This is a genomic window from Sphingomonas sp. Leaf62, from assembly GCF_001421915.1.
Lineage (GTDB): Bacteria > Pseudomonadota > Alphaproteobacteria > Sphingomonadales > Sphingomonadaceae > Sphingomonas.
The window spans coordinates 569,693-591,697 of record NZ_LMLN01000028.1; the positions used below are offsets into that span (position 1 = coordinate 569,693).

Annotated in this window: 16 protein-coding genes and 1 tRNA gene; 9 read left to right on the forward strand and 8 right to left on the reverse strand. The window is 66.9% G+C overall.

Annotated features, from left to right (window positions below):
- The first annotated feature begins 21 nt into the window (after positions 1 to 21).
- The 3 genes from ASE91_RS19720 to ASE91_RS14190 all read left to right on the forward strand — a co-directional run bounded on the left by ASE91_RS19720 (position 22) and on the right by ASE91_RS14190 (position 2,418).
- Positions 22 to 420, forward strand: coding sequence for a PDZ domain-containing protein (locus ASE91_RS19720; protein WP_156357843.1), 399 nt, complete (start codon positions 22 to 24; stop codon positions 418 to 420).
- The gene (locus ASE91_RS14185; protein WP_056627096.1) at positions 392 to 1,075 is read left to right on the forward strand and encodes a winged helix-turn-helix domain-containing protein; all 684 of its coding nucleotides are present in this window, start codon (positions 392 to 394) and stop codon (positions 1,073 to 1,075) included. The genes ASE91_RS19720 and ASE91_RS14185 overlap by 29 nt, the downstream gene beginning before the upstream one ends.
- Positions 1,076 to 1,146: 71 nt before the next feature.
- On the forward strand, positions 1,147 to 2,418 hold the full coding sequence (locus ASE91_RS14190) for a sensor histidine kinase (protein ID WP_235530491.1): 1,272 nt from the start codon (positions 1,147 to 1,149) through the stop codon (positions 2,416 to 2,418).
- A gap of 71 nt (positions 2,419 to 2,489) precedes the next feature.
- Here the strand turns inward: ASE91_RS14190 and ASE91_RS14195 are convergent, their stop codons facing one another.
- Both ASE91_RS14195 and ASE91_RS14200 read right to left on the reverse strand, forming a co-directional pair.
- On the reverse strand, positions 2,490 to 5,792 hold the full coding sequence (locus ASE91_RS14195) for a glycosyltransferase (RefSeq protein WP_056627102.1): 3,303 nt from the start codon (positions 5,790 to 5,792) through the stop codon (positions 2,490 to 2,492).
- Between the two features lie 283 nt (positions 5,793 to 6,075).
- Positions 6,076 to 6,165 (reverse strand) — tRNA-Ser (locus tag ASE91_RS14200).
- A 132-nt stretch (positions 6,166 to 6,297) separates the two neighbouring features.
- Here ASE91_RS14200 and hspQ point away from each other — a divergent pair.
- Positions 6,298 to 6,672 (forward strand): heat shock protein HspQ, encoded by a 375-nt coding sequence (gene hspQ, locus ASE91_RS14205; RefSeq protein ID WP_055994544.1) that lies wholly within the window; start codon positions 6,298 to 6,300, stop codon positions 6,670 to 6,672.
- 7 nt (positions 6,673 to 6,679) lie between these two features.
- On the opposite strand, the gene ASE91_RS14210 is transcribed toward hspQ, so the two are convergent.
- Positions 6,680 to 9,136, reverse strand: coding sequence for a PepSY domain-containing protein (locus ASE91_RS14210; protein WP_235530492.1), 2,457 nt, complete (start codon positions 9,134 to 9,136; stop codon positions 6,680 to 6,682).
- A gap of 73 nt (positions 9,137 to 9,209) precedes the next feature.
- Between ASE91_RS14210 and ASE91_RS14215 the strand changes: the two genes are divergently transcribed.
- Together ASE91_RS14215 and ASE91_RS14220 are read left to right on the forward strand one after the other, a co-directional pair.
- On the forward strand, positions 9,210 to 11,420 hold the full coding sequence (locus ASE91_RS14215) for a TonB-dependent receptor (protein ID WP_443024542.1): 2,211 nt from the start codon (positions 9,210 to 9,212) through the stop codon (positions 11,418 to 11,420).
- Positions 11,421 to 11,479: 59 nt separating this feature from the next.
- On the forward strand, positions 11,480 to 11,659 hold the full coding sequence (locus tag ASE91_RS14220) for a hypothetical protein (RefSeq protein WP_055756069.1): 180 nt from the start codon (positions 11,480 to 11,482) through the stop codon (positions 11,657 to 11,659).
- 33 nt (positions 11,660 to 11,692) lie between these two features.
- On the opposite strand, the gene ASE91_RS14225 is transcribed toward ASE91_RS14220, so the two are convergent.
- The 4 genes from ASE91_RS14225 to ASE91_RS14240 all read right to left on the reverse strand — a co-directional run bounded on the left by ASE91_RS14225 (position 11,693) and on the right by ASE91_RS14240 (position 16,883).
- The gene (locus tag ASE91_RS14225; RefSeq protein ID WP_055994542.1) at positions 11,693 to 12,082 is read right to left on the reverse strand and encodes a hypothetical protein; all 390 of its coding nucleotides are present in this window, start codon (positions 12,080 to 12,082) and stop codon (positions 11,693 to 11,695) included.
- Positions 12,083 to 12,187: 105 nt separating this feature from the next.
- Positions 12,188 to 13,801, reverse strand: coding sequence for an NAD-dependent malic enzyme (locus ASE91_RS14230; RefSeq protein WP_235530493.1), 1,614 nt, complete (start codon positions 13,799 to 13,801; stop codon positions 12,188 to 12,190).
- A 73-nt stretch (positions 13,802 to 13,874) separates the two neighbouring features.
- Positions 13,875 to 15,458, reverse strand: a complete 1,584-nt coding sequence (locus ASE91_RS14235; RefSeq protein WP_056627106.1) for an alginate export family protein — start codon at positions 15,456 to 15,458, stop codon at positions 13,875 to 13,877.
- 84 nt (positions 15,459 to 15,542) lie between these two features.
- Entirely contained in the window at positions 15,543 to 16,883 is a 1,341-nt protein-coding gene (locus tag ASE91_RS14240) for a dicarboxylate/amino acid:cation symporter (protein WP_055996979.1), read from the reverse strand.
- A 240-nt stretch (positions 16,884 to 17,123) separates the two neighbouring features.
- On the opposite strand from ASE91_RS14240, the gene ASE91_RS14245 reads away from it, so the two are divergent.
- Together ASE91_RS14245 and ASE91_RS14250 are read left to right on the forward strand one after the other, a co-directional pair.
- Positions 17,124 to 18,842 carry a sensor histidine kinase gene (locus ASE91_RS14245; RefSeq protein ID WP_056627108.1) on the forward strand — a complete coding sequence of 573 codons (1,719 nt, stop codon included), beginning with the start codon at positions 17,124 to 17,126 and terminating at the stop codon, positions 18,840 to 18,842.
- A complete protein-coding gene (locus tag ASE91_RS14250) occupies positions 18,839 to 20,149 on the forward strand; it encodes a sigma-54-dependent transcriptional regulator (RefSeq protein WP_056627109.1) in 1,311 nt (436 codons plus the stop codon). Before ASE91_RS14245 ends, ASE91_RS14250 begins: the two co-directional genes overlap by 4 nt.
- A 3-nt stretch (positions 20,150 to 20,152) precedes the next feature.
- Here the strand turns inward: ASE91_RS14250 and ASE91_RS14255 are convergent, their stop codons facing one another.
- Positions 20,153 to 20,893, reverse strand: a complete 741-nt coding sequence (locus ASE91_RS14255; RefSeq protein ID WP_056627111.1) for a Crp/Fnr family transcriptional regulator — start codon at positions 20,891 to 20,893, stop codon at positions 20,153 to 20,155.
- Positions 20,894 to 21,034: 141 nt separating this feature from the next.
- Between ASE91_RS14255 and ASE91_RS14260 the strand changes: the two genes are divergently transcribed.
- Entirely contained in the window at positions 21,035 to 21,994 is a 960-nt protein-coding gene (locus tag ASE91_RS14260; RefSeq protein ID WP_055994526.1) for a ferritin-like domain-containing protein, read from the forward strand.
- Positions 21,995 to 22,005 lie beyond the last annotated feature (11 nt).

The window sequence follows — 22,005 nt, forward strand, 5'->3', positions numbered from 1 at the left end:
CCGGCATGGAGGAGTTGCAGGATGTCGGTTCACGACGCACCCCGTTTCGCTATGGTCCGCGACATGACGCTTTGCGGACTGGCCGCCTGCGCATTGTTGGTCGCCGGGTGGCTCGGTGTCGCCCCCGATGGCGCGACCTTCGCGGCGGACGGCGCGACTTTAGCGCCGCACCGCCTGCCCGATGGTTGGGTCGTCACCAGCCTGCGCACCGGTGGCATGGCGGCGCGGTCGGGCTTGCAGGTCGGCGACGTCATCGATGCCGTTGCGGGCCATGCGCCAGTCTCCGCCGACGTTTCGACCCTCGCTGCCGGGTCCGTCATACTGCATGTCGCGGCAAGGGGTGACGTCGGCGCCCACTCGCTGATATTGCGGCCGCCGGAGGTGGCGTCACGTGAAGATCCTGACCGTCGAGGACGATGAAGAAACGGCAGCCTATATCGGCAAGGGGCTGACCGAAGCCGGGTTCGTGGTCGATCGCGCCGCCAACGGGCGCGACGGATTATTCCACGCGATCGACGGCGGGTATGACTGTATCATCATGGACCGAATGCTGCCGCAAATGGACGGCATGGCAACGATCGCGGCGATGCGCGCCGCCGGCGTGACGACGCCGGTGCTGATCCTGTCGGCGATGGGATCGCCCGACGACCGGGTCGCGGGGTTGACGCAAGGGGCCGACGATTATCTGACCAAACCGTTCGTCTTCGCCGAGTTGCTGGCGCGGGTGCGGCTGCTGACCCGGCGTCAGCCGGCCGGCGCACCGGCGGCCGAGACCATGCTGACCTGCGACGATCTGACGATGGACCTGCTGGCGCGCCGGGTGCGGCGCGGCGCGCGGGTGATCGACCTGCAACCACGTGAATTCCGTCTGCTCGAATATCTGTTGCGCCATGCCGGACAGGTGGTGACGCGCACCATGTTGCTGGAGGGCGTGTGGGATTATCATTTCGATCCGGGCAGCAACGTGACCGACGTGCATATCAGCCGCCTGCGCCGCAAGATCGACGATGGCGAGCAGCGCCGCCTGCTGCATACCGTGCGCGGGTCGGGCTATAAGCTGGGGGTCGAACCCTGACGCTGCTCATCCGGTCGGCGACGCTGCGATTTGCCGCACTGGTCTTTGCGCTGCAACTGGCCGGTGCGGCAGTGACGCTGCTGACGGTGCGGACGATCACCGAAAGCCGCCTGACCGCCAGCGCCACGCAAGAAGCGCAACGGCTCCGCGCGACCTTGCTGGAGGCATGGGCGGCGCGGGGTGTGACCGGTTTGCGCGCTGCGGCCGAACTGCGGCTCGACCGTAGCGACCGGCCCTTGTCGGTGGCGCTGGTGACGGCGCGCGATGGTACGCCGCTGGCCGGGAATGTCGGAGCCTGGCCGCCTAACGTGTCCCCCGGATCGCCCGCCACCATCGAATTGTTCCGCGTCCGTCGTGACCAGCCCGAATCGATGCGGGTGATCGGTACCGTCCTGCCCGACGGCACCCGGCTGCTGACCGGGCATGTGATCGAGGGCGAACGGGCCTTTGTCGGCGCCATGGAAATGGCGATGGTCGCCGCGATGATCGTCGCGTTGTCGCTCGCCACGCTTGCCGGTTGGGTCGCCGCACGGATCATTGCCCGGCGGCTGTGGCGCACCGTGGATACCGTCGCGGCGGTGACCGATGGCGATCTCGACCGTCGCGTCGCCTTGCTCGGCGGGCGTGACGCGTTCGACAGGCTTGGACAGTCGGTCAACGCCATGCTCGACCGGATCGCGATGCTGGTCGGCGAATTGAAGATGGCGACCGATGCGCTGGCCCACGACCTCCGGTCGCCACTTACCCGGCTGCGCGCGACGCTGGAACGGGCGCTGGCCGCCGCCGATACCGAAGACGGCCGGATCGCGGTGCTCCGCGCGATGGACGAAGGTGACCGGTTGCTGGGGATGCTCGACACCGCCCTGCGCATCACGCGCGCCGAAGCAGGGATCGGTCGCGATGCCTTCAGTCCGACCGATCTGACGGCGCTGGTCGCCGACTTTGCCGATCTGTTCGAACCCCTTGCCGAGGATCGCGGACTGGCGATTGTGGTCCTTCCGGCCGCGCCGGCCACTGCCGACGTCCACCGCGAAATGGTCGGACAGGCCGTGTCAAACCTGATCGATAACGCATTGAAATACGGTGCTGGAACGATCCGCTTGTCGGTCGAGGCCGATGCCGGCACCGTTGCCGTCGTGGTTCGCGACGATGGCCCCGGCATCCTTCCCGAACACCGGGCGGCGGCGCTGCAACGTTTCGGTCGGCTGGACCCGTCGCGGCACGAGAGCGGGGCGGGGCTGGGCCTGCCGCTGGTCGCGGCGGTCGCCCGGCTGCATGGCGGGACGCTGGAACTGGGCGACAACGATCCCGGCCTCATCGTCCGGATGACGTTGCCGCGCTGATCGTCTGGTCCGCCGATGCGGGGTCGGGCTCGGACGCTTGGTGCGTATCGATAGCGCGGCTGGCGAACGGCTCACGCCGCCGCCTGCACGCTCCCGGTCCGCTCCAGCTTGCCCCATCCGACCACGAACCCGCCGATGGCCGACGCGATCGCCCGCAGCACGACCCAGTACATGATCTGACGATAGACCAGCCGCTGCGCGACCAGCAGGTGCGCCGGATAGCGGGCCTTGTTCCCGTCCAGCCGATAGGCGACCCAGCCGCACGCCACGTCGATCGCGGTGAAGCACAGCCAGTACAGCCCCATTTGCGACACGTCGCCGCTGGTCTGTGCCCAGCCATGCTGCGCCACCCGCACCGCCGTACCGACGATCGACAGCAGCAGCGCCAGATCGATCAGCGGCGAGACCGCGGCAAAGGCGATCTGGAACAGCCACGCCTGCGGCAATCCGATCCGCGCCAGTCCGGCGGGCCTGCCGGTGCGCAGGATCGCGCGGTGTTTCCACAGACATTGCAGCGTCCCGAATGCCCAGCGATAGCGCTGCTTCGCCAATGCCTTGAACGTCTCCGGTGCCTCGGTCCACGCGACGGCATTGGGGTCGTAGGTGACGCGCCACCCGGCGCGCTGGATGGCGATGGTCAGGTCCTGATCCTCGGCCAGCGTATCCTCGGGATAGCCGCCGACCGCATCCAGCGCCGCGCGCCGCCAGGCACCGACCGCGCCCGGCACCACCGTCATCGCATCGAATCCGGCAAGGGCGCGACGCTCCAGGTTCTGCGCGGTGATATATTCGACCGCCTGCCAGCGCGTGACCAGATTGACCCGGTTGCCCACCCGCGCATCGCCCGCGACCGCGCCCAGCGTCGGGTCCGCGAACCAGCGTGCCAGCCGGGCGATGGTCGTCGTCTCGAACTGGGTATCGGCGTCAAGCGCGATGATGACCTCACCCTCCGCCTGCAAGAGCGCCCGGTTGAGCGCTGCCGCCTTGCCGCCATTGGCCAGCGTCAGCAGCGTGACGCGCGGATCGTCGTCGAACCGGGCGCGGACCACCGCGCTCGTCCCGTCCTTCGACCCGTCATCGGCGACGATGACGTGCAGGCCCGGATAGTCGCTGGCCAACACCCGCGCGACCGAATCGGCGATCACCCGCTCCTCGTTATAGGCGGGGATGATGACCGTGACGCTCGGCTGGAACACCGGCGGCGTTGGCCGTTCGCGCCGCGACTGGAACCATGCCAGCCCCGCCATCAGCACCGCCCGCGCCATGCCCAGCGCGATGGCGAGGTAGAACAGCCACGCCAGCAGCACCGATATCGCGGCGATGACGATGAAGATCGCGACATCGGTCCGCACCGCCGCCAGATCACGCCCGGCAACCACCGGCATCGCGACCGCGCGCGGCACGCCGACCAGCGCGGAGGCGGTGACGAAGTGATAGCCCTTGGCCCGCAGGATCGCGATGATCCGGGGCAGTGCCGCCACCGTCTGCGCCCGGTCGCCGCCGCCGTCGTGCAGCAGCACGACGTTGCGCGAACTGTCGGCGCTGGCGTCCTCGACCTGTTCGACCACCTGCCGGACGATCGCATCGGTGCCCGGCCGTTGCCAGTCATTGGGATCGACGTGCAGCCCGACCACCGTATAGCCCAGATCCTGCGCCAGCAGTGCCGGCGCGATCTCGTCCATCGTCGTCGGCTCGGCATCGCCGAAATAGGGCGCGCGGAACAGCGTCGTCGACCGGCCCGTATACGCCTCGATCAGTCGCTGCGTGGCATTCAGTTCCAGCGTCGTCGTCCGCTCCCCGGTCGTCGCCAGATTGGGGTGGGTATAGCTGTGGTTCCCGATCTCGTCGCCGTCGCGAACGATCCGCTGCAACAGCCCGGGATGCTCGATCGCATTCTCCCCGACGACGAAGAAGGTTGCGGGGACATGCGCCGCCTCCAGCGCGTCGAGGATCGGCGGCGTCCACGTCGCGTCGGGTCCGTCGTCGAACGTCAGCGCGATCGCCTTCGGATCGGCGGCACCGGCACGCTGCACGACATAGGGTGTCGGCAGTGCGGCATAGGCTTCGTTCGCGATCATGCCGTTGCGATCGAAGGTGACGCTGCGTTGTCCCGGGGTCGGCCGCGCGGTGATGCGCAGCACTTCGCCGCTCCCCTCGACATCGACGTTCAGCGCCGATTGCAGCTGCGTGATGCGCGGCACGCGGTCGGTGGTGCGATAGGCGGTCAGGTCGTTCCAGAACCCGGCATCCTCGCTGCCCAGCCGCCACATCGCGACCGCATCGATCCCCAGCCGCCGCAGCGCCGCCATCTGGTTCCAGCTGGTCGCCGCATCCAGCATCCACACCTTGTGCTGGCTGCCGCGTTCGTCCTGATAGGCGAAGCCGGCATTGCCGCTGGCGCGGTCGAACCCGACCGCCGCCGACGAATCATGCGCGGCCAGCCACGCTTCCTCGATCGACAGCGCGTCGGCGCTGCCGTCATGCCAGTCATAGGCATAGCTGCCCAGTGCCACCACCAGCTTGTCGCGACCGACCTGTCGCAACGCGCTTTCGACCTGACCCACGAACCATGGCTGCGATGCGATCGGCCCCGCCGCCCCGCTTTCCCAATGTTCGTCATAGGCCATCAGGATGACGCGGTCGGTGGCACGGGCAAGGTCGGCCAGCCGCCAGTCGGGATCGCCGGCCGGCGCCGTCACCGCCAGCACCGCGTCCCTGGGAAGCGCCGCGTTCAACTGCGCGAGAAACGCCGGATAGCGCGCGACGGCGGCGGCGGGCAGGCTTTCATAATCCATCACCAGCCCGGCGGCATGGCGTGCCTTCACGAATGCGACCAGCTGATCGATCAGCGCCTTGCGCGCCGTCGGATCGGCCAGCATCTGTGCCGCACCCGCGCCGTCCCAGTCGGAATCGGTCAGGTTCTGCACCATCGGCAACAATTTCGGGGCATGGCGGGCACCGGCAAGCACCTGCTCCAGCCGCGGATCGTCGATGGCATGCACCTGCGTACCGACCACGCTGACATAGGCGGGCACGACCCAGTCGAGCGTGGCGAGGTGCCGCTGCAACGACGCGATCCCGCCCGCCGTATCGGGAGCATAGAAACCAATCGTCAGCGGCGTGCCGCCGGTCTTCGGCGACGTGGCGTGCGGCAGCCAGCGCCCATGCCGCCCCGTCGTATCGCTGCGCGGCGCAAACGCCTCGCCATGCCGCCGGGCAAAGGGCAGGGGAATGCCCAGCGTGCGCGGCGTCGCCACCAGCGTCGTCGCAAACGCCACCGCCGCGGCGATGACCGCGAGGATCAGCAACGCCACGCTCCGCCTTGCCCACACACCGCGACGCCCGGTCGGATCGAAGAAAATCGGCTTGCTCACACGGTCGACCCTGACTGCACCGGCCGCACGCTACGGCCATGACCTGCCGCTTAGCCCCGCCGTCCGGGCGGGGCGGTGAGCATGGCATGAACTTTTGGTCACCTGTCGGATCGCGAAGCTGCGCCGAACCGGAAGCCACCGCGGGCGATCGTCGCGGCGATCGACAGACATCTGCGGTCGGACCAACTCCGGTCGCGCGGCGCGACGGACAGACGATGGGTAGGAAAGGAAGCGCCGCCCATCCGGGCGGCTTCATCGCGACGCGCTTCGCACGGAAGGCATCTGGCGGAGAGGGAGGGATTCGAACCCTCGGTACCCGTTAAGGCACGCCGCATTTCGAGTGCGGTACAATCGACCACTCTGCCACCTCTCCGCAGAGGTTTCTCGCTCCATGCCGCAGGTCAGCGCGGCACGGTGGTCAGCGAGGGAGGCCGGTTAGCCCAAGGATTCGAGACTTGCAAGCGCCTCCTTGCTGCAATCGCACATCGGACCTAGATTATTTCAAATGAAGGCCCCGTCCTCCCCCTCGCTCGACCTCGGCACGCCGTTGCCGCCGGTCGCCCATGCCCGTTTTTCGATCGGCGACGTCGTGCGCCACCGTCTGTTCGACTTTCGCGGGGTCGTCTTCGATATCGACCCGATCTTCGCCAACAGCGAGGAATGGTATCAGTCGATCCCCGCCGAAGCGCGCCCGCGCAAGGACCAGCCCTTCTACCACCTGCTCGCCGAAAACGCGGAGGCGAGCTATGTCGCCTATGTCAGCCAGCAGAATCTGATAGCCGACGACAGCGAGGAGCCGGTCGATCATCCGGCGATCACCGGGTTGTTCGACGACTATGCCGATGGCCGCTACCGGCTGCGCCGCGAGCATCGCCACTGACCGGCAATCAGTAGATGTCGCGGCGATAGCGTCCTTCTTCCAGCATCGCCTCGACCATCGTTTCGCCGAGGATCGTCGTCAGCGCGGTATGGACCGCCGGTGCCATGCCCTGCACGCTGCCACAGACATAGATCGCCGCTCCGGCAGCGACCGCCGCGGCGATAGCCGGCGCGTCTGTCGCGAGTGCGTCCTGTACATAACGATGGCCGCCCGGATCGCGGGACCATGTCGCGATCGACCGCGTCAATACGCCCCGGTCGACCAGCGCCTGCCGTTCGACCGCGTGGAAATCGTCGTGCGCGGCCTGCCGCTCGCCCCAATAGAGCGACACCGGCCCGCCACCCTGTATCGCACGATGCCGCACATGGGCGAGCAGCCCGGCCAGCCCGGTGCCGTTGCCGATCAACACCAGCGGGGTCGCCGCGTCGCGTGGCGGATGGAAGGCCGGGTTCGCCCGAACCCGTGCCGCGATCGTCCCACCCAGCGTGGCGCCGTGGCACAGCCACCCCGATCCCAGACCGTCAAAGCCATCGGTCGCGGGACAGCGCCGTACGATCAATTCGACCCGGCCCGATGCCGCGATCGATGCGATCGAATATTCGCGGTGCCCGATCGGCTTGAGCGTCGCGACATCGGCATCCGCCGCGTCGGGGAGAATGCGCCTCATCAGCAACGCCCGCATCTCCGGCGTATCCGCGATCCCCGCTGCGCTCACAAAGGCATCGACCCTGCGGGCATCCTGTTGCGGGACGATCTCGACGATATCGCCCGGCATCCAGTCGACCGTCGCGCCGACCGGTTCGAGCGCGATATGCCATGCTTCCCCGCCGCTACTGCCCGGATTGAGCAGCCGCCGTTCGACCAGCCGCCATTCGCCCATCGCCGCCGGTGCCCAGTCGGGCTGATCGGTCCGAGCGCCCAGACCCGCCAGCTGCCGTTGCCAATGGCGCTGCGCATCGGCGTCCTCGCCATCGGCCTCGACCGCATCGAACAGCCGGGTCGCGCCGCTGTCGTGCAGCCAGCGATCGACCCGGTGGCCGAACGCGCAAAACTCGGCATATTCGCGGTCGCCCAGCGCCATCACCGCATATTCGAGGTGCGACAGATCGGGGGCAGCGCGATCGAGCGCACGCGCAAAACCGCGCGCATTGTCTGGCGGTTCGCCCTCGCCATAGGTGCTGGCGATCACGAACAGCCGCTTCACCCGCGCCAGCGCCGCATCGTCGAGCGCGGCGATCGGCAGCGCCGCGGCGGCGGGCAGGGCCTCGGCGGTCAACCGGGCAAGCCGCTCGGCCGATCCGGTCTGGCTCGCATAGGCGACGAGCGTCGTCGCCTCCGCGACCGGCCGGTCGGACGTATCGCCGACGACCGCCGCCAGCGCGGCCTTGCGCCGCCGTCGCGCGAAATAGAGCAGGAAGCCGGTGATGGTGAACAGCGGCATCGACAGGCTCGCGAGCAGGATCGCGATACGCCCGGCGACCCCGAAATAGGCACCACGATGCAGTTCATAGACGCTGGTGACGATATCATCGCCGACGGTCCGCATGGCGTAGGGCGTGGCCGACACCACTGCCCCGTTGGTCCCGTCGATGGTGAGTTCGTCGGTCACCCGGTCGTGCCGCGCACCGGGCAGTTTCGCGCGGAACTGCACCTGGTTGTCGCGGACGCTCGCGATGATGCGGTCGTACCGGCGGCCTTCGGTCGCGCGTTCGAACCCCCACCATGCCAGCGAGAGGTCCGCCTTCGCGCCCTTGACCGGCTTGTTCTCGGCGACCTGCGCGACCAGCATCGCCTTCACCCCGTCGCGATACCAGTCATAGGACCACCATAGCCCGGTCAGCCCGCTGATAAGGTAGAAGACCAGTACCCAGCCGCCAATGACGGCGTGGAGCGCGCGGTACAGGTTCCGCCCGGTCTTCCGCAGGTCGAGCACGAACCAGTTGCGCCAGTCGAGTGGGCGTTTCGGCCAGCGCAGATATAGGCCGGAAAGCGCGAAATAGATCAACGCGATCGCCGAGAAACCGGTAATCTGCCGACCGATACCGTCGCCGTCGTCGGGCAGCGCCAGCCAACGGTGCAAATCCTCCATCACCTCGAACACGGCGCTTCCCTTGAGCGTGCCCGTCAGTCTCCCGGTCGCAGGGTCGGTCCGTTCGACATGTCGTTCCTTCGATCCGGGCAGCGTATAGCCGACCAGCGTCGGCTCACTGGAATCGGTGGGCACGGTCAGCCGCGTGATCGTCGCCCCCGGCTTCTGCACCGCAAACCGCTCCGCCAGCACCGGCCCCGACAGCCGCGTACCAGCGGCAACCGGCCGATCCCGGTTCAGCGCGGCAAGGATTTCCGGCTCGAAGCTGAGCGACGCGCCGGTCACGCCCATCACCGCCAGCACCAGCCCGGCGGTGATCCCGAGGAACCAGTGAAGCTGGAAAAGAACGTTGCGGATCATCGACGGTTCGCTCATCTGCGCTTGCTATTGATAATTGATCGCGATAGCGGCCGCGCAAGATGAGGTCAATTGTTGCGCGGGGGAAATGATGATGGTGTCGGAAACGCGGCGTTCGCGCTGGATGATCGGGGCGGCGCTTGCACTGGTGCCGCAGCCGGTGATCGCACAGGAAGCGGGACCGGAAGCGGCCACGACCGCCGCGCGACCGGTCGACGACGAGATCGTCATCACCGCCGCCCGCACCATCCTGCCGCCCAATGCGTTGCCGCTGACCATCGACCTGATCGACAAGCAGGCGCTCGACCAGCAGATCGCGCTGTCGGGCAGCATCACCGATGCCGTCGCCACGCTGACGCCCAGCTTTTCGCCGACACGCGGCAAATTATCGGGCGCGGGGGAGACGCTGCGCGGTCGTTCGCCGCTCTATGCGATCAATGGCATCCCGCAGACGACGCCGCTGCGCGATGGCAGCCGCGACGGCTTTACCATCGATGGCTTCTTCATCGATCGGGTCGAACTGATCTATGGTTCGAACGCGTTGCAGGGTGTCGGCGGCACCGGCGGCATCGTGAACCAGGTGACGGTCGGCGCACCGCGCGAAGAGGGCGTCAGCGGCCGGGCGCTGGTGCAGGCGACGACCGCCGACGACTTCGACAAGGACGGCTCTGGCGGCAAAGCGGCCGGGCTGGTCCAGTATAAGGCCGGGCGGTTCGACGCGACATTCGGGGCCAGTTACGAACGGCGTGGCGCATTCTACGACGCGCGCGACCGGCGGATCGGCGTCAACCTGACGCAGGGCGAAACGCAGGATTCGCGCGCGACCGATATTTTCGCGCGGCTGGGGCTCGCGGTCGGCGCGACCGGGCGGCTCGACCTGATCGCCAATCGTTACGAACTGAACGGCGACGGTGATGATGTCGCGATCGCCGGCAACCGTCGTACCGGCCTGCCGACCAGTGCGGTGCGCGGGTCGCCGCCGGGCAAGCCGGCCGCCAACCGGGCCGAGGCATTGTCGCTGTCCTATTCCGACAGCGACCTGTTCGGCGGCAATCTCGTCACCCAGTTCTTCTTCAACCGCACGCACGACACCTTTGGCGGGGAAGTGACCTTCACTCCGACCTTTCAGGACCCGGCACTGGCGCCGGTCGGGACGTTGTTCGACCAGTCGGAAAACCGCTCGCGCAAATTGGGAGCGAAGCTCAGCTACGAGCGCGCCGTGCCGGGTTTTGAGGCACTGGTCGCGACGATCGGCTTCGACGCCCTGATAGACCGGACCGAGCAGCGGTTGATCGCGACGAACCGCATCTGGGTCCCGCCCGCCGATTTTCGCAGCCTCGCTCCGTTTGCCCAAGCCAATCTGAAGCTGTTCGACGGGGTCGTCCGGCTGGCCGGCGGGGCGCGCTGGGAAAATGTGCGGGTCCGCATCGACGATTTCCGCACGCTTGCGTCGAACACCTATGACGGGCGCAACGTCGCGACGTATGGCGGGGTCGCGGTGACCGGCGGCAGCCCGAAATTCAGCGACCTGCTGTTTAACGGCGGGGCGATCTTCGAACCCGTCACCGGCGTTCGCGCCTATGCCAGCTATGCACAGGGCTTCACCATGGCCGATATCGGCCGCATCACCCGCGCTATCTCGACGCCCAATGTCCGCCTCGTCGGCTTCCTCGATATCCAGCCGGTCGTATCGAACAACCGCGAGGTCGGCGTCGAGGTGAAGCGCGGGCCGCTCGACGCCAGCACCACCTATTTCTGGTCGTCGAGCGATCGCGGCCAGTTGCTGATCGCGCAGGGCAACGGCATTTTCGAGGTCCAGCGCCAGCGCGTCGAGATCGAGGGGTTGGAGGTCAGCCTCGCCGTACAGACCCCGCTACCAGGGCTGCGCGTCTCGACCGGCTATGCCCATATCCTCGGCCGCTATGACAGCGACCGCGCACCCGGCGACGGCGTGGTCGACACCGATCTCGACGGCACCAACATCTCGCCCGATCGGCTGAACCTTGCCGCAGATGTCGCGCACGGTCCGTTCACCGCGCGCGTCCAGACGCAATTCTACCTGTCGCGTACGTTCCGGGGGAAGGCGAACCCGAACCCCGACAATGATTTCGGCGGCTATGACGTGACCGACGCGCAACTCCGGTATCAGACCAGGTTCGGCGGCGTGACGCTGAGCGCCCAGAACATCTTCGATCGCTTCTATATCGATTATAACAGCGATACCCGGCTTCCGACCGACAACTTCGCCTTCTTCGCAGGGCGCGGTCGGACGTTCACGCTGGGCTGGGACGTGCGTTTCTGAACTGGACAGACGGGCGGGGCAGGGGCTACCCGCCGCCCATGCCTGTCACTGCAACGATCATGAATTCGACCACCGGCCAGCCGATCCAGAAGATGACCTTCGGCCGCATGCCCAAGCCATGGGCGTCGTTCAATCTCGAAACCGGCGAACTGGTCACCGCCGACCGCGTCGATGTCGGCAAGCCCGCGCCGGGCAAGGTCGTGGTGCCGGTATCGGTCTGGGTCACGCCCAAAAAATAACCCCTCCCGGCATCGCCGGAAGGGGTCGGTCGCTTATCCGCAGACTTCGCGGCCGTTGCGGATCACGTACCGGCAGGGGCCGCGATACTGGACCCCCATCGCGGCGGCTTCGCGCGATCCGCCATGGATGATCCGTTCGCCGCGATATCCCGAACGATCGCGGCGACCATCCCCGCGACGATCGTCCCATCGGCCGCGGTCGTTCCATGCGCGGCGATCGTCCCGACCGCGCCGGTCGTTCCAGCCACGACGATTGTCCCACTGACGGCGGTCGTCCCATCGGCGGCGATCCTGATCGCGCGCGCGTGGACCATCGTCATAGCGCTGCGCATGGTGGCGCGGGTGCGCGTCGGCCATGGCGGGCACAGCGGTCAGCCCGGCCAATGTTAGGCCGACCCCGGCAAAGATCTGCATCAACTTCATATCGGTTCCTCTCTGTTCCGGTTCTGCGCCGGGTCAGGTGAACCGGCGCTGGACGGTGTCGACAGGAAAGCGAAAGCCGATGCGGGCGGCGGGGTTCCCGAATCGTCAGTAGGTCGGTGTCCACATCTGGGCCGCGATCGCATCGCGATCGGTTGCCGCACCCTTGGCCGCGACGCCATCGCGGACCGCCTGCTCGGCCACGACCACGGCGATGTCGAGCGCCACGTCGCGAAGCCGCTCGATCGGCGGCAGCAACGTGTCCTCACCCCCCATCGCACCCAGCGCTCGTGCGGCGGCCATGAACATCGTGTCGGTGATCTTCGTCGCGCCCGCGGCGATCGCGCCCAGCCCGACGCCCGGAAAGATATAGACATTGTTGACCTGGGTGACGCCAGCCACCCCGAACGGGCTGCCGGTGCCGATCAGCGCGCGACCGGCACTCCAGCGATGCAGGTCGTCGGGATGCGCCTCCGCCCGCGACACCGGGTTGGACAGCGGAAAGATCACCGGCTGTTCGACCGCTTGCGCCATGGTGCGGATCACCGCTTCGTTGAACGCCCCATGCTGGCCCGATGCGCCGATCAGCACGGTCGGATGGACGTTGGCGACGGTGTCGAACAGGTCGATCGCGCCGTGGGTCGTCCGTGTCCATGCCGCGACGTCGTCGGGATCGCGGGCCAGTTCGCGCTGTGCCGGCGACAGATCGTCCATGTCGGACAGGATCAACCCGTAGCGATCGACCGCCCAGATGCGTTGCCGCGCCTGTGATTCGTCCAGCCCCTCTACCTGCAGCGCCTGCAACAGCATGTCGGCGATGCCGCATCCGGCCGCCCCCGCCCCGAACAGTAGGATGCGCTGCTCGGTCAGCGGCGTGCCGGTCCGTTCGATCGCCGACAGCAGCGTGCCGACGGCGGTGGCGGCGGTCCCCTGGATATCGTCGTTGAAGCTCAACAGCCGGCCCCGATACCGCTCCAGCAGCTTGTAGGCGTTGTGCCCGGCGAAATCCTCCCATTGCAGCAGCACGCCGGGGAAGCGCTCGGCGACCGCGCTCACGAAATCCTCGACGAACGCGTCATATTCGGCCCCGCGAATGCGCGGATTGCGCCAGCCGACATACAGCGGATCGTCGCGCCGTTCGGCATTGTCGGTGCCCACGTCGAGCAGGATCGGCAGCACTTCCGCCGGATGGATGCCGGCACAGGCGGTGTAGAGCGCCAGCTTCCCGATCGGGATACCCATGCCGCCCGCGCCCTGATCGCCGAGCCCCAAGATGCGTTCGCCATCGCTCACCACGATCACCTTCACCCGGTCGAGCGCGGGGTCGGCGAGGATGTCGGCGATGCGGTGCCGGTTCGGCCATGACAGGAACAGCCCGCGCGGCCGCCGCCATATCTCGCTGAACCGCTCGCATCCCTCGCCGACGGTCGGGGTATAGACCAGCGGCAGCATCGCGGGCAGGTCGCGCTGGACCAGCGCGTGGAACAGGATCTCGTTCGAATCCTGCAATTCGCGCAGGAAGGAATAGCGATGAAAGTCGTCCGGCATCCCGGCCAGCGCCTTGCGCCGCCGCTCGATCTGGCTGTCGAGCGTGCCGACATGCGGGGGCAGCAGCCCGTGCAGTCCAAACTGCTCGCGCTCGGCCTCGGTAAAGGCGGTACCCTTGTTGGTCAGCGGATCGGCAAGCAGCGCGCGCGCTGCGGCATGAACGGCGGGGGACATCGGCAGGCCCTTCGGATCGGAATACAAAAACGCCCCGGCGGAATCCGCCGGGGCGCGAGGTTGCTCCAGGGAACTAGAAGCGGAAGCTGACCCAGCCGGCCACGAAGTCGGAGCTTTTATAGTTCGCATCGGTCAGCGCCGGGCCGGCGATCAGATGCTCGTAGCGCGCCGTCAGGCTGACCCTCGGGCTGACCGTATAGATTGCCTGAAACCGGATCGTGTCGGCTATCTTGCGCGAATTGCCCAGCTGCGTGCCGGCAAACGCCTGTCCGTTGGCGCGGTACACCGCGTCGTTCAGGCTGTCGCGCCACGACAGCTGATACTCGCCGGCCAGCCGCAGTTTGGCGGTCGGCTGCAACTGCACGCTCGGCGCGAACGCGAACAGGTTGGTCGGCGTCGAATAGAGCTGATAGCTGTAGTAGATGTTGTTGCCGAACGGCGCGAGCGAGGTCTTCAACGTACCGTTGCCATAGGAACCGCCGCCGCTGGCGTAATCGAAGTGGAAGCCGACGCGCGGCGCGGTCTTCGATTTGCCGACCTTGTACATCTGCTGCATCAGGATCAACCAGGCCGAAATCGAACGGTTGTTGAACTCGCCGCCCTGATAATTGACCGTCCAGTCGAGATTGACCGGGCCGGTGTCACCATAAAGATGCAGGCCGTAGAATTTGCGGACTTCCTCCGCGGTCCGCCCGCCCCAGACGGCAGCGCTGTTGCGCAGCCGCCAGACGAATGGATCGAAATACAGGTTCGATCCGCCGAGGAACGTCTTGGGCAGCACGAACCCGGCGGTCGCGCCCGAGAACCGGCGATTGTCGTCGACGATGTCGTCGCGCGTGCCGCCGACGCCCAGCCGGGTCGTCTTGAAATCGAACACGTCGCCGCGGATCGTGTCGCCCTTCGCCCAGGCGCGCACGCCGTTATAGACGAAGAAGATCGTGTTGTTGTCGCGTGGCACGACCATCAGGTTCGGGCCGTCGGCAAACGTCTGCCGGCCATAGCGCACGCCGACGTCGACGTTGGCGACCGTCGCCTTCAGGTCGACGAAGCTCTGCTGCACCACCAGGTCGTTGTGCAGCTGTCCGGCCTTCGCGCCCAGATTGCGGCCCGACATGCCGGCATGCGCCATTTCGCCATACACGCGGACATGGTCGCCCAGATGCAGGTCGGCACCGCCGACGACGCGGAAGATATCCTGCCGCTGCGCTTCGCGGTCGCGCAGGTTGGGATTGGTGGTCAGGTTGACGCGAGCCCGGAACTCGCCCGACAGTGTCAGATAGACGTCGTCGCCGGCGATCGGGATGTATTTCAGCTTGTCGAGGATGTCCTCGCGCTTCTTGGGATCGCGATACTTGCTCCAGTCCTCGGCCCAGCGCGACTGGTTGTAGCCGCCGGCGGTGATACCGTCGCCGACGCCGGTGCTGGGATATTCCTGTGCGACCGGACGGGCGGTGCCCTTGTCCGCCACGGGGCCGGGGAAAACCGATGGCGAGTTCACATTGCCCGTCGCGGCCTGCGCTTCGGTCGCGGGCGTGCCAGCGTCGGCTGCCGGCGCTTCGGCGGTGGCCGGAGCGCCGGCGACGAATTCGGCGGCATGACCGATCGTCGGGATCGTCAGGGCGGCCGTGGTGCAGCAGAGCCGCAGGAACTTGTTCATCGAAACTCTCTCCGGTGCCTCGCGGGGCAGTAGCCGGGAACCGGTGCGGGATTCTTCACCCTGCACCGGCTCTCCCCTGATCAATCATTCGGCGGCGATGGCGCCTTCGGGCATCTGGTCGACGCGCACGCTGCGACCGGCCAGTGCTTCGTCGAACTGGTGCTTGTCGAGCTTGCCTTCCCACTTTGCGACGACAACGGTTGCTACTGCGTTACCGATGAAGTTGGTCAGGCTGCGGCATTCGCTCATGAAACGATCGACGCCGAGGATCAGCGCCATGCCGGCGACCGGCACGGTCGGGACGATCGACAGGGTCGCGGCCAGCGTGATGAAGCCCGCGCCGGTGACGCCCGCCGCGCCCTTCGACGACAGCATCGCGACGCTGAGGAGCAGCAGCTGCTGGCCGAGCGTCAGGTCGACGTTGCACGCCTGGGCGATGAACAGTGCCGCCAGCGTCATGTAGATGTTGGTGCCGTCGAGGTTGAACGAATAGCCGGTCGGGACGACCAGACCGACGATCGACTTCGGGATGCCGGCGCGTTCCATCTTCTCGATCAGCGAGGGCAGGGCGCTTTCCGACGACGAGGTACCGAGCACCAGCAGCAATTCGGCCTTCAGGTACGAGATCAGCTTGAAGATCGAGAAGCCGCAGAACTGCGCGACCGCCCCCAGCACGACCACGACGAACAGGAACGCGGTCAGGTAGAAGGTACCGACGAGCGCGGCGAGGCTGAACAGCGTGCCGATGCCGTATTTGCCGATGGTGAACGCCATCGCGCCGAATGCGCCGAGCGGTGCGGCCTTCATGACGATCGCGACGACCTTGAAGAAGGCGATCGAGATTTCGTTCAGACCGTCGAGGACGCGCTCGCCCTTGTCGCCGATCATGGCGAGGCCGATGCCGAACAGGATCGCGACGAACAGCGTCTGCAGGATGTTGCCTTCGGTCAGCGCCGAAATGAACGTGTCCGGGATGATCCCCATCAGGAACCCGGTGATCGTCGAATCATGTGCCTTTTCGGCATATTCGGTGATCTTCGTCGTATCGAGCGTCGAAGGATCGATGTTCAGCCCGGCACCCGGCTGGACGACGTTGCCGACGATCAGGCCGACGATGAGCGCAAGGGTCGAGAAGAACAGGAAATAGGCGAACGCCTTGCCCGCGACACGGCCGACGCTGGCAAGGTCGCGCATCCCGGCGATGCCGGTGACGATCGTCAGGAAGATGACCGGCGCGATGATCATCTTGACCAGCTTGATGAAGCCATCGCCGATCGGCTTCAGCGCTTCGCCGGTGGCCGGATAGAAGTGGCCCAGCAGCACGCCGCACACGATGGCGACCAGCACCTGCACGTACAGATGCCGATACCACGGCTTCGCTGCCGGCGGAATCGGCGGGTGGGTGGAATGACCAGTGATTATCATGCGACGACCTTTCATCCTCTGATGCGCCCGGCCCTGCTCTTCCCTGGCTATCGGCGCGACAGGAACGGTTTAACGGACTGCAAGCTGGGTTGTCCTATACGCAATCGCAGTGAATAAAGATCAATAATACAGCTACATAGCTGTTCTCGGCGATTCCAATTGCGTCAAATTTCGCCAGGGAACTTCGCGGAAAGTGCAAATTGTTGCACAAATGCTTGCGTATTCGTAAAGCGTAGATCGATGCGAGGGGGACTGAGATCGACATGGCTGCGCTGGGTGTTCGCGGCGGTGCTGCTGAGCATCCTCGTGGCCGTGGCCGTTGGCCGTCTGGCCGAACGCCGGGCACGCGCCGATCTGGTCGCGTCGATGGAGGCCGATGCCCGATTGCGTCAGGTCCTCCTCGCCAGCGAGATTGCCCGGTTTCGTCTGTTACCGCTCGCGCTGGCGGACGATCGCGACGTCGTCGCCGCGGTGCGCGGTGCGGACGGTGCCGCGCGATCGCTCGATCGCAAGCTCGCTGCCATGGCGAAATCGACCGGGGCGTCGGTCATCTATGTCATCGGTCGTGGGAAATTTGCCATCGCCGCCAGCAACTGGGCCGATCCGCAAAGTTTCGTGGGCAAGGACTATACCTTCCGCCGCTATTACCGTGACGCGATGTGGTACGGGGCAGGCACGCAGTTCGCGCTCGGGACCGTCAGCCATCGGCCCGGCCTGTACCTCAGCCGTCGCACCGCCGAGGGCGGCGTCGTCATCGTGAAACTGGAATTTGACCGGATCGAACAGGAATGGCGCGCCGCCGGCGGCATCACGTTCGTCACCGATCGCGCCGGCGTCGTGCTGATCTCCAGCCGGCCGAGCTGGCGTTTCGCCGCGACCCGACCGATCGCACCGGCGATCGCGGCGGCGTTGCGCGCCGATAGCGGTGCCGGGGCGCTGCGCACGGCCCCGTTCGCCATGATCGGTGACGCGATCCGGCTGAACGGCGATCGGCGGCGGTTGCAGCATGTCGCGACCGACGCCGATACCGCGGGCTGGCGCGTCCATCTGGCCATGCCGCTGCAACCCGCCGTCGGTGGCGTAGTGCGCGGCAGCGCGATCGCGGCGGCCATCGCCACCCTCGCGCTGCTCGCGATCGCATGGGGCCTCCACGAACGATCGCGTCGGCGGGCGCTGCGAACCAGCGAACTGGAGGCCGCCGTTGCCGATCGCACGCGCCTGCTACGCGGCGAGATGGAGGAACGCGCCGCCGCCGAAGCGCGCGCCGCCGATCTGCGCGAGGGGCTGCGACAGGCCAATCGCCTCGCCGCACTGGGACAGATCACTGCCAGCGTCGCCCACGAAACCGCCCAGCCGATCGCTGCGATTCGCAATTACGTCGCGGCGGCGCGCCAGTTGCTGGTGCGCGGCGATGCGCGTCAGGTCGACGACAATCTCGGCGCCATCGCCCGGCTGACCGACCGGATCGGTCTGGTCACCGCCGAACTGCGCGGGTTCGCGCGCAAGGGCAGCGGCACGATCGGTCCAGTCCCGCTCGCCGATGTCGTCGACGGCGCCCGGCTGATCCTGAAGGAACGTCTGTCGGAAGTGGCGTTCACCGTACCCGATATTCCCCCCGACCTGATGGTCGTCGCCGGTCGCGTGCGGCTGGAACAGGTGCTGGTCAATCTGTTGCAAAATGCGTTGGAGGCGCTCGGCGGGCGTCCCGATCCCGCCATCGCGATCGAGGTGCAGGTCGAACCGACGGTCGTCGCGCTCGTCGTCGCGGATAACGGACCGGGGATCGATCCGTCCGTCGCCGAACGCATGTTCACGCCGTTCGTCACCAGCCGTCCGACCGGCCTCGGACTGGGTCTGGTGATCGCGCAGGATATCATGACCGACCTCGGCGGCACGCTGCGGCTGATCCCGACCGCGCGCGGCGCGCGGTTCGAAGCGACCTTGCGGCGGGTGCCATGACCGATACCGGAACGAAACAGGGGCGGGTGGCCCTGGTCGAGGACGACGCCGATCTGCGCGCCTCGACCATGCAGTTGCTGATGTTGGCAGGGTTCGACGTCGTCCCCTTCGTCGCCGCACCGCCTGCGCTGCTGGCGATCGATGCCGATTTCGACGGGATCGTCGTAACCGACGTGCGGATGCCGCAAATGTCGGGGATCGAGCTGTTCCGCATCCTGCGCGAACGCGATCCGACGCTGCCGATCGTGCTGGTTACCGGTCATGCCGATGTCGAAATGGCGGTCGATGCGCTGAAGGCGGGGGCGTGGGACTTTTTGTCCAAGCCGTTCGATCCCGATGCGCTGATCGCCGCCGTCACCCGAGCGACTGCCGCCCGGTCGCTGGCGCTCGACAATCGCCGGTTGCGGGCGCAGGCGGCGGGCGGCGAACAGGTCGCGCTGATCGGTCGCTCCCCCGCGATCGTCCGCCTGCGCGAGATGATCCCGGTCTTGGCCGATACCGATATCGACCTGCTGATCGAGGGGGAGACCGGCACTGGCAAGGAATTGCTGGCGCGATCGATCCACCGCGCCGGCCGTCGTGCCCGCCATCGGTTCGTCGCTATCGCCTGCGCCGCGCTGCCCGGACAGGTGATCGAGGACGAATTGTTCGCGACGGTGGGCGACCGCGGCATTGTCGGTGCGCAGCGCGGCACGCTGTTCCTCGACGATATCGATCAGGCACCCCGCACCTTGCAGGGGCGCCTGACGCAGGTGATTGAGGATCGGGCGATCCGGGGTCCGCGCGACGCCGTGCCGGTCGATATTCGCGTCATCGCGACGGCGGCGGAGGAGGGGCAGCGTGCGGCCGACGCGATCGCCCCGGCGCTGCTGTACCGGCTGGCGGCGGTGCGACTGCGGATTCCGCCACTGCGCGAACGGCGCGAGGATGTGCCGCAATTGTTCGCGCATCTGGTCGACCTGTCGGCGGCACGGCTGCGGCGCGAGGTACCCGCGCTGACCCATGCCGCACGCGACCTGCTCGCCCGGCACGACTGGCCGGGCAATGTCCGCGAACTCGCACATTTCGCCGACCGGTTCGTGCTGGGGCTGGACGGCAGCAGCGGCGACGTGACCCCGAACGATGCCAGCCGCCCGCTGCCCGAACGCCTCGCCGCGTTCGAACGCGAGGCGATCCTCGCGGCGATCGCCGCGACCGGCGGTGAGATCGGCGCGGCGATCGACCGCCTCGGCATCCCGCGCAAGACCTTTTACTACAAGGTGCAGCGGCTCGGCATCGACCTGAAGACGGTACGCGGCCAGCCCTGATCGTCATCGCAGCGTTTCGGGTGCCAGTCCGTCGTCGGCGACATACGCAAGCCCGGCCCGCGACTGCAGTGCCGCCCGGTCGCGCATCGTGATCCGTCCGCGCGAACACCGGACCATATGCTCGCCCTCCAGGATGTGCAGGCAATCGGTGACCGTCGCCCGGCGCAGGTTCAGCGTCGCCGCGATCGATGCATGGGTGACCGACATGGTATCGCCCGCGATCCGGTCGTCGATCATCAGCAGCAGGCGGGCGATGCGCCGTTCGGGCACGTCGCGCAATGCCGACGCCAGCGTCCGCGCCATCTGCATCGTGAAACACTGTGCGAAGGTAAGGATCCGCTTCAGCAGTTCGGGGTCGTCGTCGGCGGCATCGACCACGGCCGCCGCCGGAATCTCGATCGCGCTGCCCGACTGGATATGGACCCGTGCAGTGAACGGCGTCGGCTGGTCGCTGAACAGGCGCGACCACCCGACCACGCCGTCGCGCCCGATCATGCCGACATCCTGCGACGACCCGCCGGTCGATACCGACAACATCGCCGGCGCCCCTTCGGGAAACACAAGACGATCGATCGGCTCGCCGGCACGCGTCAACACGTCGCCTGTATTCAATTCGATGCGGGTGGCTGCCATCGCCAGTCGTCGTCGCGTTTCCGGTCGCAACGACCCGATCAGCCGGTTGTCCGTCGTCGGCAGAAAATTGCCATTGTCGGGCGAAATGTCTGTTTGAACTGCGAACGCCATTGCACGACCTTTTGCCCGCAAGATTTTCTGCAATCCAGTCGTCGGCGTTCCCCGGTACGAAACCGTACGTCCGCGCCGGACTTGCATCTTTAATCCGCGACGTTTCGTTGCATGGAAATAACGATGCAGGGAGACGGTACCATGTCCGACCAAACGCTGTTGACGGAGGCGTTCGAAGCACGCGCCAAACGCCGGGAGGACCGGCGCGACTTCTTTCGGATGATCGGTGGTGCTGCGGCGGTCGGCGGTGCCGTGATCTTTGCATCGGAATCCAACGAAGCGATCGCGCAGACCGCGCCGAGCGATGCCGACGTGCTGAACTTCGCGCTCAATCTCGAATATCTCGAAGCGCAGTTTTATTATTTCGCGGCATTCGGCACCGGATTGCCCAGTTCGCTGCTGACCGGAACCGGTACGCAGGGCGCAGTAACCGGCGGGAAACAGGTGACGTTCACCGATCCTGTCGTCGCGCAATATGCCCGCGAAATTGCGGCCGATGAGCGCGCCCATGTCGAATTCCTGCGTGCAGGCCTCGGCACGTCGGCGGTCGCCCAGCCGGCGATCGATATCGGTTCGTCGGTCAACGGCGCGTTTTCCAGCGCGGCCCGCGCGGCCGGCCTGATCGGCGCGACCGACACCTTCGATCCCTATGCCAGCGACGAGAATTTTTTGCTCGGCGCGTATATCTTCGAGGACGTCGGGGTCACCGCCTACAAGGGGGCGGCACCGCTGCTTTCCAGCAAGACCTTCCTCGAAGCGGCCGCCGGCATTCTCGCGGTAGAGGCGTATCACGCGGCGATCGTCCGCACGACCCTGTATGCCAAGGGTATCCAGACCCCGGCGCTGATCGCGGCGACCGACGCGATCTCCAACGCGCGTGACAGCCTCGATGGCACGCTCGACATTGATCAGGGCCTGACCCCGCTGTCTACCAACCCCAGCGCCAGCAACATCGTCCCGCTCGACAGCAACGGCATCGCGTTCAGCCGTTCGACCGGGCAGGTGCTCAATATCGTCTATCTGAACCGGGCCCAGGTCAGCGGTGGTGGCTTCTTCCCCAACGGGGTGAACGGAACCATCCGCGCCAGCGCTGCGAACTGAGCCAGGGAGAG

Bases quoted from the DNA above. Each gene is read 5' to 3' on its own strand.
- ASE91_RS14220 (WP_055756069.1), top strand. From the start codon at position 11,480: ATGAATTCGACCACCGGCCAGCCGATCCAGAAGATGACCTTCGGCCGC.
- ASE91_RS14240 (WP_055996979.1), bottom strand. From the start codon at position 16,883: ATGATAATCACTGGTCATTCCACCCACCCGCCGATTCCGCCGGCAGCG.
- ASE91_RS14245 (WP_056627108.1), top strand. From the start codon at position 17,124: ATGCGAGGGGGACTGAGATCGACATGGCTGCGCTGGGTGTTCGCGGCG.
- ASE91_RS14250 (WP_056627109.1), top strand. From the start codon at position 18,839: ATGACCGATACCGGAACGAAACAGGGGCGGGTGGCCCTGGTCGAGGAC.
- ASE91_RS19720 (WP_156357843.1), top strand. From the start codon at position 22: ATGTCGGTTCACGACGCACCCCGTTTCGCTATGGTCCGCGACATGACG.
- ASE91_RS14225 (WP_055994542.1), bottom strand. From the start codon at position 12,082: ATGAAGTTGATGCAGATCTTTGCCGGGGTCGGCCTAACATTGGCCGGG.
- hspQ (WP_055994544.1), top strand. From the start codon at position 6,298: ATGAAGGCCCCGTCCTCCCCCTCGCTCGACCTCGGCACGCCGTTGCCG.
- ASE91_RS14230 (WP_235530493.1), bottom strand. From the start codon at position 13,801: ATGTCCCCCGCCGTTCATGCCGCAGCGCGCGCGCTGCTTGCCGATCCG.
- ASE91_RS14255 (WP_056627111.1), bottom strand. From the start codon at position 20,893: ATGGCGTTCGCAGTTCAAACAGACATTTCGCCCGACAATGGCAATTTT.
- ASE91_RS14260 (WP_055994526.1), top strand. From the start codon at position 21,035: ATGTCCGACCAAACGCTGTTGACGGAGGCGTTCGAAGCACGCGCCAAA.
- ASE91_RS14235 (WP_056627106.1), bottom strand. From the start codon at position 15,458: ATGAACAAGTTCCTGCGGCTCTGCTGCACCACGGCCGCCCTGACGATC.
- ASE91_RS14215 (WP_443024542.1), top strand. From the start codon at position 9,210: ATGATGGTGTCGGAAACGCGGCGTTCGCGCTGGATGATCGGGGCGGCG.
- ASE91_RS14210 (WP_235530492.1), bottom strand. From the start codon at position 9,136: ATGAGCGAACCGTCGATGATCCGCAACGTTCTTTTCCAGCTTCACTGG.